The organism is Flagellimonas meridianipacifica, from assembly GCF_003001695.1.
In the GTDB taxonomy this organism is placed as follows: Bacteria; Bacteroidota; Bacteroidia; order Flavobacteriales; family Flavobacteriaceae; genus Flagellimonas; species Flagellimonas meridianipacifica.
The window spans coordinates 1,847,195-1,862,293 of sequence record NZ_PVYX01000001.1 but is presented as its reverse complement, the minus strand read 5'-3'; the positions used below and the strand labels follow the sequence as shown (position 1 = coordinate 1,862,293).

Annotated in this window: 7 protein-coding genes; all 7 read right to left on the bottom strand. The window is 41.4% G+C overall.

Annotation, left to right across the window (positions count from 1 at the left end; genetic code table 11):
* Positions 1–78: 78 nt before the first annotated feature.
* The 7 genes from sov to ruvB all read right to left on the bottom strand — a co-directional run bounded on the left by sov (position 79) and on the right by ruvB (position 14,962).
* Complete coding sequence (gene sov, locus CLV81_RS08545; protein WP_470299657.1) at positions 79–7,230, bottom strand: T9SS outer membrane translocon Sov/SprA; 7,152 nt, start codon at positions 7,228–7,230, stop codon at positions 79–81.
* A gap of 5 nt (positions 7,231–7,235) precedes the next feature.
* Entirely contained in the window at positions 7,236–7,817 is a 582-nt protein-coding gene (gene ruvA, locus CLV81_RS08540) for a Holliday junction branch migration protein RuvA (protein ID WP_106144952.1), read from the bottom strand.
* A gap of 22 nt (positions 7,818–7,839) precedes the next feature.
* Positions 7,840–10,137, bottom strand: coding sequence for an NADP-dependent malic enzyme (locus CLV81_RS08535; protein ID WP_106144598.1), 2,298 nt, complete (start codon positions 10,135–10,137; stop codon positions 7,840–7,842).
* A 99-nt stretch (positions 10,138–10,236) separates the two neighbouring features.
* Entirely contained in the window at positions 10,237–11,550 is a 1,314-nt protein-coding gene (locus tag CLV81_RS08530) for an MFS transporter (RefSeq protein WP_106144597.1), read from the bottom strand.
* A gap of 146 nt (positions 11,551–11,696) precedes the next feature.
* On the bottom strand, positions 11,697–12,614 hold the full coding sequence (gene queG / locus CLV81_RS08525; RefSeq protein WP_106144596.1) for a tRNA epoxyqueuosine(34) reductase QueG: 918 nt from the start codon (positions 12,612–12,614) through the stop codon (positions 11,697–11,699).
* Positions 12,615–13,940 carry a cytochrome P450 gene (locus tag CLV81_RS08520; protein WP_106144595.1) on the bottom strand — a complete coding sequence of 442 codons (1,326 nt, stop codon included), beginning with the start codon at positions 13,938–13,940 and terminating at the stop codon, positions 12,615–12,617.
* A complete protein-coding gene (ruvB, locus tag CLV81_RS08515; protein WP_106144594.1) occupies positions 13,937–14,962 on the bottom strand; it encodes a Holliday junction branch migration DNA helicase RuvB in 1,026 nt (341 codons plus the stop codon). The genes CLV81_RS08520 and ruvB overlap by 4 nt, the downstream gene beginning before the upstream one ends.
* Positions 14,963–15,099 lie beyond the last annotated feature (137 nt).

Genomic DNA, 15,099 nt, shown 5'->3' with positions numbered 1-15,099 from the left:
GTCACAAATGTAACGGATTGGGCATAGCTTTTCAAGATTTTTCTTAAACAAAATCAACATGAAAAAGTGGAAGGAGAATCAGTTCCCAAAATTGTAGCGCAACGTAAATCCTGCATTGACCGTAGTCTGTGGAAAAGCTGTGGATACAGCAAATTGGGAAAAGTTATGATCGTAAAAAAACAGGGCGTTGAAATTTCTACTCAATGCATAATCAGCAGTAAACTTAAACGAAATCAGTTGCTGTCCGGAAGTAATCTGATTGTTGTCAATATCTAGATTGCGGATAATTGTGATGTTATCCCGTAGAGAAAAATCCGCTTTTAAATTCAAGTCTCCTTTAAGTCTAGTTCGCTCACCACCAATATTGGTTACAAACTTTACATCTTTAAAACGATACCCCAATCCAACCGTATATTCCTGGCCATTAATTTCGGTCAAAAGGCTATTATCAAAACTCAGGGACAAGGTTCTATCCGTTCGCACCTCGGCCAAAAAGCTAAAGGAATTCTTCATTTCAAAATCAACCCGTGCCAAAGGATTGAACTGATCTGTTAACACAACGCTATTAATAATGTTTTCCGGAAGCACATCCCCGTTATCAGGATTGACGTCCGTATTTTGACGTTCCAAGTTGGTCTGAAATGAATTGACACTATAGGCCGCACGGTATCCATGGCTTAATGAAAATCGTTTGAATTTCTTTTTAAACCATCGATTCTTCATCAAACCGGTATATTTAATGTTCCAATTAGGTATCGGAATCTGCCTAAAGGCATCCAAATTTACCCGCTCTGCGTCTTGACCTGTATATGCCGCAAAGAATGCCGGTAGTAGCACATCTTGTTGCGTTTTTCCATACCTCTCTGGGAATCCTTCTTCATCCAAAGCCCCTGGGGTTTCACCCCTGTCCGAAACCAATCGGTTGGCAATGATTATTCTATTATCTCTGAATTCATCAAAGGTCTCGGAATCGAATTCATCACTTTTAGAGAAAATCGTTGAAATCATTAAAGTGGATATGGTAAAGTTCCCGAACGTATTGGGCGCCAATGGCACATATTCCCCATCTTCAATTCTAAAGTTTTCCTGGAAATTCTCTGAATACTGTCTGTCTGCTATCAAATCTATTGTCAAATCCTGAGTAGGTTGTGCCGTAGCTGTAATATTCAATTGCCTGTTGGTTACCTTTGAAAACTGGGAGTTAAATCCAGAAAAATCCGTTAGCCATCCATTTCTTGCCGCCTCAAAGCGAATATCCGATTGGCTTCCGAAAACGAAACCTAATGTAGGTCGTGTTGTTCCCAAAAATCCAATGGACTGTGTATATCCAGGTAAGACCGTACCATTGTTTTCACTGTAGTTTACGTTCACACGCTTCACCATGGTGAAAAAGTCCACCAAAGTGTTGAAGGTCTTACTGGTTTTCTTGATAGGTTTCTCGTCAACAGGATTCCCATCCTTATCCCTTCTTGGCTGTTGGTTGGCAGCTACTTTTCCGTCCCTTTTTTTCAGACCAAGAAAATCATAGAACCGTTGCATGCTGAGATTGGCCGTAAGGTTATGTGTATTTGCATTTTGAACGGTGTTAATTTGTTCTCCAGGGTTTTCTTCTTGAACTACCTCGTTCAAAGCGTCCCCTCCACGTTGCCAGTCAAAATTACTGGTATAGGTGTACTGGGCATTGATAAAATTCAAGAAAGGAAACTTACTGAAAGGAAGCTCATAGTTTAGTTGCATTTGTTGCGAATGTCTATTGGGCTCACCTACATCAAAGAAGCCATCCCAAATATCCAAGGTCTCATTGATTCCTGAATCGCGATTACCTTCCTCGTTGAAGAAATTCCTAACTATGTTATTGTTTGATGAGGTTAAATTGACCCGAAGCGATTTCGTGATACTGTAATTAAGGGCATATTGCCAGTTAAAAAGATAGTTTCGCTGTTGCAACAAAGGCAAATCCAATGCTTCCACCCCAGGTTCCAAAACATCCCTAAAACGTTGCTGATTAAATGTTCTGTTATAGTTGGCGTTTACTGATAGACTAGTTGGGAGAAGGTTTAAATTCAAGTCTTTCAACCATTGCCAATATTTTCCGGTAAACAAAGAATCTTTTTTGGCAAAAGGCGCCACAGGAGCTGGTTTAAAATTGTGATTGTATACAAATCCGGTATTCACATTTTGATCTCGAAGTTCAGCCACCTGAAAGTCTCTATGGTCCGTTTCGTTATAAGAATAGTTAAACGTGAAATTCTCTATATCGAAGAAGTTTTCCTTGGCTTCTTCGCCTCTATTCTTCCTTACTCCTATTAAATTAATACTCGTTCTTTTTGTATAGTCCTCAGCCTGTTCCCGAATAGTTTCGGCGTCCTCTGCGGTTTCTGCTGCATCTATCCGGTCCTCCAGTTTAAGGTCGTCAAAAACGGGGTCAAATTCTGGTGTAATCAAGGTTTCTGAAATTCCGTAATTGAAAGGTATCTGAAGCCCCCATTTTTTAGGAAAAAGTTGTCCAACATTCACGTTGGTCACCACGTCGTATGAGATGGCATCTTCCCGCGAACGTTCATTTGGTTTTTGGTCTATGGAACCAAAACCTGAGGTGCTTTGGCTTCCAGTTGCCGTAACGTTGGCAAAATCGGCCATATTTGCGTCTAAGGCGGCCACTGCAGCCCAACCTCCATTATTATCCAATCCCGCCAAACGAAGCTCGTTAAACCAAACTTCGCCTCTAGCGGGTAGGTCATCAATATTTTTAATCCCTACCATCATGGAGCGTATGCTTCCCAATGACGGATTTCCTCTTATCCCAATTCGTAATCTTCCCAAAGTTCGCGGCGCAAATTCATCCACCTCAATCACTTCACCATCAACAACCTCATAAAAAACCACCTGATTTAAAGTCTGACTTGCTATCCCGGCTGATTTAACTCTGTTCAAATCTGAAAGAGCTAAATCAATTTCATTCACATCAGGCCAAATGTCTTCTGGAGTAACCGAACCAAAGGGCGTGAACTGCAGCGGAAGTTCTATTTGATAGAAGTTTTCCGAGAAATCCGTACCAATCCTTAGAAATCCAACCAAAGGGGTATCATCGTCCGAATAGTCCCCATTCAATATTTTCTCCCCGTGCATGAACATTTTTATACGCTCGTACTGACGCATATCAATATTCACATTCTTGAAAACTCCCCTCGAATCCTCAGATTCCAAGTTCTCCACCACAAAAGATAGGGACTGCTCATTTTGACGGATAATCGTATTGTTGTTGTTCAATTGTTCCCTTATCACTCCCGGAGGCAACACATAGGGTATAGGTTGACGTGCAAAATTCTCCTCAATGTTCACTGCGTTCACATCGGTTATCGTTCCATCGTCCGAAGGATCATTATCCACATCAGGTTGCAGGGAGTTGGTGAATGTTCTCCAATCGCCACGCACCAAATCCAAAGTTGCAAAGCGTAGTACAATATCATCTGAAAATCCTGTCATGTACATTCGCATAAAACTAATGGAACGGAAATCCGTTATACCACCTACGGCTTCAGTAAAATCGCTTAATGGGATTTTATATTGAATCCATCTTCTATTTAGGGTCGTACCGTTGGGTAGTTGAGGAGTCTGTCCCTCTCGAATATCGGTTACATATTGGTCATCAATTGTTGTGTTGGGCCGTATTTGAATTCGATACTCGTAATAACTGTCCACAGTATTCATGGTCAAATCACGGTCTATATCCTCAACATCTGGCAAAGTAGTAGACCCACGATTGGTATTGGTTACCTCAACCGGGGAGTTTCCATCAGGATTGTTGAAGTCAAAATATCTCTCCAAAATGCTCCCCTCCCTATTCAAATAGTATATGTAGTTGTCCAAGGCAGGGTCTTCAGCCGGTCCGTTATAAATAGCTTGTTCTTCAGCATCGTTCAATCCATCAAAACCTACATCTTGTTGGGTTCTGTTGGTTTCATCCGCATCAAATGCATATACCAAAGACTGAGTGGATGGCACTTGTCCCCATATGGTTGGCCTAGGAATTTCGTTATTGGTGCTCGCTGGAAGTCCATTTTCATATTGTTTTCTTCCGTCTTTTAAAATGTCTTCCGATATATTACCTAGGTTCAATACCAATTCTCCAACATTACCGCCGTTGGTCTCTCCATCAATGTAAGGGTCTAATACCCAGAATTGCACAAATTCCACATTGGATTGCTCAAAATTTGTACTGCTCAAGGGTCGCATGATACCGGCCCATTTCTCATTGGGTGTTTCGGTTTCAAAACTAGGATTGGCATTATAGGGTCCTTTATCATTTGGATAGTACACAATGTCCAAAGTGCCCTGCACCTGGGTCTGCCCCTGTGCTATATCCGTCTCGGTAAACACCTCATCAATAAAAACCCTTCGTGTTGAATTTAAGGAAATATCATTGTCACTTAAACCTGCTGGTCTTTGGTTGGTATAAAAGATAGGGTCAATAGTATACCAGGACATCTTTGCACGCTCAAAGCCCACATCAATATCGGTACGGTCTTGAATGAATTCCACTGGTGGACTTGCTAAGGTCCATCCCAAAGAAGAGCGAATATCAATCAATGCCTGTGCCCCTTCAAAATCATCCAAATAACTGGTCGTCTCTCCTTGAAAATCTGCATTTTTAGGTGAATTGGGTTGTAAAAATGCCACTTCTCCACGAACTGAAAGATTGGAAGGCACATCAGTATCAATATTGGGCAACTTATTTGCCAAACGGGTCAAAAAGGGAATTTCGGTGCTAAAATTTCCATTCAGACCAAAAATAGTATTGTTCACAGGTTCTACCCCAAAATTAGCTTTTTGGGTAAGTGGCCTTTCATTCAAATTCAATAAAGTACCTCCCAGCAGAAAGTTCTCACTGAATTGATGCTCAACGTTAATTCCTGTAAATCTCCTCGTCTGTTGCCCAAACACCGCGTTATTTTCCACAGAAATATTGATAGGTGTATTGGATGCCTGCAGGCTTGGGTCCAAAATCTGTACGGTCCCTGCTTGATAGTTGACCGTAAAATCTATTCCTTCCTGTAGTTGCCTTCCTCCAGCAGTAACCCTCACTGAACCTTGAGGCACATTAAATGCGCCAATCGGGATTCCATTATTTCCTTGAGACTTATACCGTCCCTTCAATTGAAAACGATTCTTCTCTGCATCTTGGAGTGAAGCCGCCTTGGTTAGCGCATACATATTTCGGAATACATAGCGCTCCTGATTGGGATTGTAGCCCACATCATTATCCACATCATAGATTTCAGTGGCGCTGCTTCGTAATTCTTCAAAAAGAAATTCCCCAAAAGGTTCCACTTTGGTAAATATGATGTTTCCCGATTGCGTATCTATGGTTATTCCGGGTACATAATCAAAGAATCCATCTCCTCCTGGTTGGACGTCATTATACACATTCAGTCGGTCCAAATTGAATACTTCCAATAATATCCTTTCCTCCAAAGGCTTTTGTCCAGCTTCGGGAGCTGGAAAATCAACCACTGGTGTTATATAGTTTCTGGGTGTAGGGTCGGAATATAGGATGTTTAACCGAAAGTCCTCTTGTGTCAATTGAAAAGCTCCCGTGGAGTAGATGTTCTTCATCATCAAATCCCAAATAGGATCTTCCACATTGGTGATGTTACTCTTCAACAACTTAAGAATCAAAGTATTGTTTTCAATAATTGGATTGACTCCAACTCCCGAAACGGTCGTAGCATCTATGCCTCCATTGGCAAACTCCCCTACTTGAAACACTTCACCGGTCAAAGTATTGGTGTATTGATAGGCCACACCTAAAACCTCATCATTACTTAATCGCTGATTCAAGGAGATATATCCCAATTGGGTATTTAGTTGGTAATCCCTACCCTCTTCAAGCTTTCTGGCATTTTCCAAAATGGCATAATCAAATCCTTGATTTGCCGAGTAGCCCGTTGAAAAATTGAATCCTGAATCCACCGTCGCTATATCGCGAACAGCTTCGGTAAGCACACCACCATTTCCAATAAGGGACGGGTCATAATCATTTACACTATTCTGAGGAAAAACTTCAGTTCCTGCTATATTAAAAAATCCTGCAGGGTCTCCTCCAGCAATACCCACTCTTGTTTTTTCATCTCCATTTCTTCCTAATTCTGCTTCACCCAAATCTTGAATCGCAACCACGTTCCTTACATTTAGGGTTTGCTGATTCCTGTTGGTCACCCATACTTCTAGACGGGTTATCTGTATTTGACTTCGGATGAAGGGGTAGTTTTGCAGGGCTTCATCATAGCTATCCCTAAAAAACTGGGATAAGAAAAAGTGTCTGTCTTCGTCGTAGTCCAGAGCGGTCAATGCAAACTCATTAACAGTTCCTCCTCCTTGGGCTACCACAGTATTGTTTTGAGAACGCTGTTCCGAAAAAACAGCGGTAACCGTAGTCCTACCAAATTGCAGCTGTGTTTTTACCCCAAATAGGCTCTGAGCGCCAGTGATCAGGGAACTGTTCAAGGGCATATTTACGTTACCGATCTCTATTTTTTGAAGAATATCATCTTCAGTAGGTGTATAATCCAACTTCACTAGATTCTGAAAGTCAAAAGTGGCTTCCGTATCATAGTTTGCCGTTACCTGAAGTCGCTCACCCACCTTTCCCAAGAGGCTAAGACTGATTCGTTGGTCAAAATCAAAGGAAAGATTGGTTCGGTTTCTGGGAGAAAGTGCCGGGTTGTCATTTTTTTGCCAAAGGACTCCCAAGTCCATTGCAACGGAACCCTGGGGAATCACTTCGATTGTATTTCCGCCAAAAATGGATTCAAAAAAGCTACTGTTCACATAAAAATTGGGCAAAAGATTTTTACGTGCTTCTTCGCTTCCTTCTTTTTTTCCCGTGAAGGCGTCAATTTTATCCTTAAAGTAGGATTTCATCCCTTCCCTTCGTACCAGTTCAAAAAATTGTTCCGGGGTTAGGATTATAGGGTAAGAAATATCGAATTCACCAATAGTTTCAGAGTAGATATATCGGTCAAGAGTGGGGTCGTAAGTGTATTTTGAGACGATGCTTTTAGGGTTCTCCAACTTGAGACGACCTAGGGCAACTCCTGTTTTGGTAGAGTCTTGAGCCTGTTCATCGGTTTCCTGGGCAAATGCCACGGAAACGAACATAAAACAGATACACATGAAAAAGCACTTAAATCCTGTCGGATTAAGTATTGGTTTTGCCCCTCTTTTCAAACTAGTTACAAATTTTTAAGCGCCTGTTTAATAATGTCCTCTACGCTTAGCGAAGTATCCTCTTTCACAATCTTGTCGACCACCTTTTCAGATTGCCTCCGGGTGAAACCGAGAACCTCTAAAGCAGATAACGCTTCTTCTTTGCCAGTATTGTTTGAGATGTGGGAAACTTCATCCATTTCGTACACTTTCAAAATCTTATCCTTGAGGTCCAAAATGACACGCTGGGCAGTTTTGCTTCCTATCCCCTTGATTGCCTGGATGGAAGGGACATCTCCATTGGCAATTGCTTCTTTTATTTGTTGGGGTGTTAAAGAGGATAACATTGTACGTGCCGTACTGGAACCAATTCCAGATACTGAAATCAAAAGTCTAAAAATTTCCCGTTCCGATTTTTCTATAAACCCAAAAAGTGTATGGGAATCTTCACGTACTTGAAGATGCGTGAAAATTTGAATGTTTTCCTCGTCTTTTATCAAAGAAAAAGTGTGAAGCGAAATGTTTAAAAAGTACCCTACTCCGTTGCATTCCACAACAACGAAGGTGGGATTCTTCTCTACTAATTTTCCCTTTAAATGGTTTATCATTGGTTGATTGGGGTTTTGATTGTTATTCTTCTCCCGTTTTGGCTTTCTTGCGTTTTTCCCGCTCTTGTGCATCGATAACGGCAACCGCAGCCATGTTTACCATTTCGTCAACGCTGGCACCCAGCTGTAGTATATGAGCTGAACGACGCAAACCAACCATAATTGGACCTATGGAATCGGCGTTGTGAAGCCCTTTCAAAAGCTTATAGGTAATGTTGGCTGATTCCAAATTTGGAAATACAAAGGTGTTCACTTTTTTGCCCGCTAGTTTGGAAAACGGAAAATTATTGTGGCAAAGATCTTGACTTAGGGCAAAATCCGTTTGAATCTCCCCATCCACTACCAAATCTGGATTTCTTTCATGCAAAATTCGGACAGCTTCCCTTACCTTTTGCGCATTGGGATGGCTGGACGAGCCAAAGTTAGCATAAGATAAAAGTGCCATAACCGGATTGAAACCAAAGGTTGAGGCCACATTTGCGGTCATTAAAGCAATTTCTGCCAGTTCCTCAGCGCTTGGGTCTATATTGATTGAGGTATCTGCCAAAAACAAAGGCCCTCTTTCGGTTATCATAATATTTACCGTAGAGGCATTCTTTACACCCTTGGACCTTCCAATTACTTCAAAAACAGGCCTTAATACCTTCGGATACGCTCTGGAATACCCAGAAATCATGCCATCGGCATCACCTTCCAACAACATCATGGAGCCAAAGTAATTTCGTTTACCCATGTTGATTCGTGCGCTGTACTCTGTCTCCCCTTTTCGTTTGCGAGATTCCCATAACTTATGGGCATACCTGGTCCTGATTTCTTTGGACTCATCAGCACGAGGATCTATGATTGGTACGTCAGCGTCAAATTCCAGTTCTTTTTTCAACTTTTCAATAGTCTCCCTATTTCCAAGTAAAATGGGTTGAGCAATACCTTCATCATGAACAATTTGAGCGGCTTTCAAAACATCCAACAATTCGGCTTCTGCAAATACGATTCGCTTTGGATTTACCTTGGCTCTGTTATGTAGCAAGCGGACCACTTTGTTATCGTTTCCTGATCTTTGGTAAAGCTCTTCCTCGTACTTTTTCCAATCTTTTATGGGTGCTTTGGCCACACCCGATTCCATAGCTGCTTTTGCCACGGCTGGTGGGATTTTTGTAATGAGCCGTGGGTCGAAGGGTTTTGGAATAATATATTTCTTTCCAAAAGTCAACCTTGTGGTATCGTATGCAATGTTCACCTGCTCCGGTACTGGCTCCCTAGTTAAATCAGCCAAGGCCCGTACAGCAGCCATTTTCATTTCCTCATTGATTTTGGTGGCACGAACGTCCAATGCACCCCGAAATATAAAGGGAAAGCCCAGAACATTGTTCACTTGGTTGGGATGATCAGAACGCCCCGTAGCCATAATGATATCATCTCGAGTGTCACAAGCCAAATTATATTCAATCTCGGGGTCGGGATTCGCCATGGCAAATACAATGGGATCCTTTGCCATGGATTTAAGCATTTTAGGAGTTAGAATATTAGCTATGGATAAACCAATAAATACATCTGAATCTTGAAGCGACTCTTCCAACGTATCTATCTTCCTTTCCGTAGCAAACTCCAGTTTTTCGGTGGTCAAGTTGTCCCTGTCTTTTCGAATAACCCCTTTGCTATCCAGCATCACAATATTCTCTGCTCTAGCACCAAAAGCTTTGTACAACCTTGTACAGGAAACCGCAGCTGCACCTGCACCACTGACGACAATTTTTACATCTTCCATTTTTTTGCCGGTCAACTCAAGTGCATTCAACAAAGCTGCTGCAGAAATAATCGCAGTACCGTGTTGATCATCGTGCATTACCGGAATATCAAGTTCTTCCTTCAACCTTCGCTCTATTTCAAATGCCTCAGGAGCTTTGATATCTTCCAGGTTGATTCCTCCAAAAGTGGGAGCAATGATTTTCACGGTTTCGATGAACTTATCCACATCCGTAGTGTCCAATTCTACATCGATTCCATCGATATCGGCAAAAATCTTAAATAGTAGACTTTTTCCTTCCATAACCGGTTTGGATGCTTCCGGTCCTATGTTACCCAAACCCAAAACAGCTGTTCCGTTGGAAATCACCGCTACGATATTTCCTTTTGCGGTATACTTATAAACATCGTCCTTGTTTTTTTCTATCTCCAAACAAGGCTCTGCAACTCCAGGGGAATAGGCCAATGCCAAATCCCTTTGGGTAGAATAGGGTTTGGTGGGGACCACCTTTATCTTTCCTGGTTGTGGTTTGGCATGGTACAACAAGGCTTCCCTACGTTGTTTTTCTTTGCTCATATAGATAGTTCTGAAATAATGGGCAAAGGTAAGGGTATTCGCCAACTAGTGAATACCCTTATCTTTTGTTTCCAGTTAAATTTTTAAAAGACGTTTATATCAAGATTCAGTGGAGTTCTCCTTTTTTACGTTTAAGCGCATTGCCAATATGGATGCAATTACAAAACATGTCCCTGCGAAGAGCATTGCATTTGCAGCGTTTCCTCCTAAAATGTTTTTGAATATAGGTCCAAATGTCAATGTCTGAATTCCCATTGGAATCACAATCATCATATTTAAAATACCCATATAAACTCCCCTTCTTTCTTGGGGAACAATTTTGGAAACCATACTATAGGGAATCCCCATCATTGCTGCCCATCCAATACCAAACAATACCATTGGAAACAAGACATATACGGGGTCTGTAATGTTTGGAATGGCAAACAAGGCCAAGGCGGTTCCAAAAAGGCTGAGCGCGTAAATCTTTTTTCCTCCAAATCGAATGGTTAATGGGACCAATATTAACGCTACTACCGCGGTAACAATGTTATAGGTTGTGCTCATCTTGGCAGCTTGGGCCGCAGCTTGTGAAGTGTCATATCCCATCGTGGTTCTAAACAGAGGTGTGATAAACTGCCAATACACAAAAAGTGCATACCATTGAAAAAGGTATACAGCAGACAGTTTCCACATGAATTTGGGCATATCCTTTACGGCATGTTTTATTTCTATAAAAGGGAGCTTAAACCGTTCAATAAAGGGAAGAGTTTTATGTCTGTTGATTTCGGCTAATTCCTCATCACTGGGAGGTATCTCTGGAGTCTTAAATACAGACCATAAAATAGTGGTTATAGATAAGAACGAACCGATAAAAAATGAATAGTACAACCATTTCGGAATTTGTCCAGCTACTTCTTCTCCGCCCCCAAACCAATCTTGAAAGAGAAAAATAGATGCATTGGCCAAAAGAATACCCGCACCCACAAAAAGACTTTGCATTTGGTATCCAATACTTAACTGGCTGTCTGGAAGTTTGTCTCCAACAAAAGCGCGATAAGGTTCCATGGCCATGTTGTTACCCACATCCAAAATCCAAAGTAACCCAACTGCAAACCAAAGGGCAGGACTTAATGGAAATGCAAAAAGACATAAACTACCTAAAATGGCCCCAATCAAGAAAAAGGGTTTTCTTCTTCCCCAACGTGGTGACCAGGTTTTATCAGAAACTGCACCAATAATTGGTTGGACAATGAGTCCGGTAATGGGACCGGCAATATTCAAAATTGGCAAAATCTCTTCGGCAGCTCCTAAAAAAAGAAAAATTGGATTGATGGCACTTTGCTGTAATCCAAAACTATATTGTATCCCCAAGAATCCGACATTCATGTTCCAGATTTGCCAGAAACTCAATTTTGGTTTATTTATTTTCATTCGTATTGAGTTAGTTTAGTGGTATTTGACCCTTTGCATATGGCCCTTTCATTGTTTCAATATAGCATTTTCTTGAGTGTTCTTTAAAAAGTACCTAGTGAAAATTCAATTATTCCAAACGAAAACGTTTGAATTTTGTGAAAATCCTATTTTACAAAATCAATGTTTCTTTTAAGTCCAGAGAATTTTGTTCTTTTCACAGGTGACTTTTTAAAGATTTTTTTGAAAACGTCCTCGGTAATTTCCTCCCAGTCTTTTTTCGAGAAGAAAAGCAGCTCTGGAGTTGGATTGAACAGGGGTTCACTATGGGGTTTTGAAAAACGGTTCCATGGGCACACGTCTTGGCACACATCACACCCGAACATCCAATCTTCAAATTTGTCTTCAAACTCGGTCGGGATTTCGCTTTTCAGTTCAATCGTAAAATAGGATATGCACTTGCTACCATCCACCACATAAGGTTCCACAATGGCTTCCGTAGGACAAGCATCAATACAGGCCGTGCACGTTCCGCAATGGTCCGTTACAGGAAGGTCGTATTCCAATTCCAGGTCAACAATTAATTCGGCTATAAAATAGAAAGAACCTACTTGCTGAGTTAATAAGTTGCTATGCTTACCCATCCATCCCAAACCACTTTTAGCCGCCCATGCTTTGTCCATTACTGGAGCAGAATCAACAAAAGCCCTTCCATTCACTTCCCCGATTTCTTCATGGATACAATGAAGTAATTGCTTTAGCTTGTCCTTTATCACAAAATGATAATCGGTTCCATATGCATATTTTGAGATTTTGTAGGAATTGGGATTTTGTTCCTCCAATGGAAAGTAATTCAACAGTAACGAGATGACCGATTTGGAGCCTTCAACCAATTTGGTAGGGTCAAGACGCTTATCAAAATGATTCTCCATATAGGTCATTTCGCCATGCATGTTAGCATTGAGCCACTTTTCAAGTCGTGGGGCTTCCTCCTCCAAAAATTCAGCTTTGGAAATCCCACAAGACAAAAAACCGAGACGCTTCGCTTCGTCCCTAATCAGTTTTGTATAACGGGATTTTGACATTTATCTTGGTTTAAAATTCAAGACTACTTCTTTGGGTTTAAGCGAAATCATAGGGTTGATTTCTACCTTGTCCATCTTGGTTGTAATATGATATTTCTTCACAATTTCAATCAATACCATCAGCATTTCGTAGTCGGCAAAGGCATTTCCGATGCACATTCTTGGGCCTGCACCAAATGGATAATAATAATCCGCGGCCTGTTTCATATCCAAATCCACAAAACGGTCAGCAACGAAGTGCTCGGCATCCTTCCAAAAGGATTTATGCCTATGCAATTCATAAATAGAAAGCAACACCAATGTTCCTTTCTTTAGATTGAACGAGCCTATTTCGGTTTCTTCGATTGCTACTCGATCTATGAAGTATGCAGGAGGGTAAATCCGCATGGTTTCCTTAATACAAGATTGCGCCAAAGGAAACTTAGGCATGTCCTCAAAAGAGAATTTACCTGATTTATGCGAAGTAACTTCTTGGTGCAGGGACTCTTGAAGGTTTTCATCTTTTGCCAAAAAATATAAGAGGAAAGATAGGGCGTTTGCCGTAGTCTCGTGTCCCGCGGTAAAGAGTATCAGCACTTCATCTATCAATTGTTTTCTCGACATTTTTGTTCCATCCTCATAGGTAGCTTCCAACAACATGTCCAATAAATCAAAACTATTGCGCTCTTCTTCTTTTAATCTTTCTTCAATCAAATCATTGAGCAAATCCCGACCGCGCTTCGCTTCATCCAAATGTTTCTTGATTTCACCCGACCATCCGAACCATGTCTTAAGATAGGGTCTTCGCATTTCCTTTATTAACATCCTTTGGTTCTCCTCCGTAATGGATTTGAGCTCCGACATGGATTCGCGGATATCGTTGCTGCTAAAAAGGGATTTTGCCACTACTTGAAAAGCCAAATCACCCATTTTGTCAAAAACATCTTCGTCCGTATTTGGCGCAATGCGTTCCAACTCATCCACAATAGCTTTGTGCATAATGCTCAGTAGTCCTTTCAACTTTTGACGATGAAAGGCAGGTTGAATCATTCTACGGTGTGTGCGCCAATGTTCCCCTTCGGAAGTTAGGAGACCATAACCAATGTATTTTGCCAAATCTTTGGTTTGAAGCTTGGATTTGGAATATGACCGGTGTTTTTTTTGAAGCACCTGTTTTACCCATTCCGGGTCTCTTGAAAAAATTACCTTCCCCTCTCCTGGAATTGAAATCCGGAAGGTATCGCCTAGTTTTTCAAAATTCTCATAATGAAAGGGAAGTGGATTCTTAAGAATTTGCCTGCTGTTCTTTAATACTTTAAGCGCAGAAACGTGGGGTAGTTTTTTCATCCAAACAGTCCTTCTTGCGTCCCTCCTTTTATTCGACCCAGATGTTTATAGGCCAATTCAGTTACTTCCCTACCACGAGGGGTTCGCATAATAAAGCCTTGCTGAATTAAAAAGGGTTCATAGACCTCTTCAATAGTTTCGGCACTTTCTGATACTGCCGTGGCCAAAGTGGTAATTCCAACTGGTCCACCTTTAAACTTATCAATGATGGTGCTTAGAATCTTGTTGTCCATCTCATCCAATCCATGGGCGTCTACGTTCAGTGCTTTCAAACCAAATTTGGAAATATTCAAATCAATGTTTCCGTCTCCCTTAATCTGCGCAAAATCCCGAACTCGACGAAGCAGAGCATTACAAATACGGGGGGTACCTCGACTTCTTCCTGCAATTTCTATCGCCGCCTCATTAGTTATGGGTACCTTCAGAATATCCGCACTACGTTCCACTATTGTTGATAGCAGCTCGGTGTTGTAGTATTGTAACCGACTCTGAATCCCAAAACGGGCACGCATAGGGGCGGTTAACAACCCAGAACGTGTGGTAGCGCCTACCAAGGTAAAAGGACTTAAATTGATTTGAACGGTACGTGCATTGGGGCCTGTCTCAATCATGATATCAATTTTATAGTCCTCCATTGCAGAATAGAGATATTCTTCAACAATGGGGCTCAATCTGTGAATTTCATCAATAAAAAGGACATCCCGTTCTTCCAAATTGGTAAGCAAACCTGCCAAATCACCGGGTTTATCCAGCACAGGGCCCGAAGTAATCTTGATTCCAACCCCCAACTCATTGGCCAAAATGTGGGCCAGGGTAGTTTTGCCCAGTCCTGGTGGACCGTGGAACAAGGTATGGTCCAAAGCTTCTCCTCTAAGGTTGGCAGCTTGTACAAAAACCTTCAAATTCTCCAAAACCTGCTCTTGTCCCGTGAAATCATCAAAAGTGATGGGGCGCAATGCTCTTTCAATATCAAGTTCTTCTTGGGAAAAGCCTTCGGATGTTGGGTCTAAATTCTCATTCATCTTCAAACAAATATAGTTGAAAACGAAATGCGCCTAAAACTGTTTTGAGCAAATCTAAGAACACATCAACAATTGATTCCTTTTTCAAAATCTAAGACTTAACTTAGATACATCAAAAGTCTGATACGTTCAGCTTC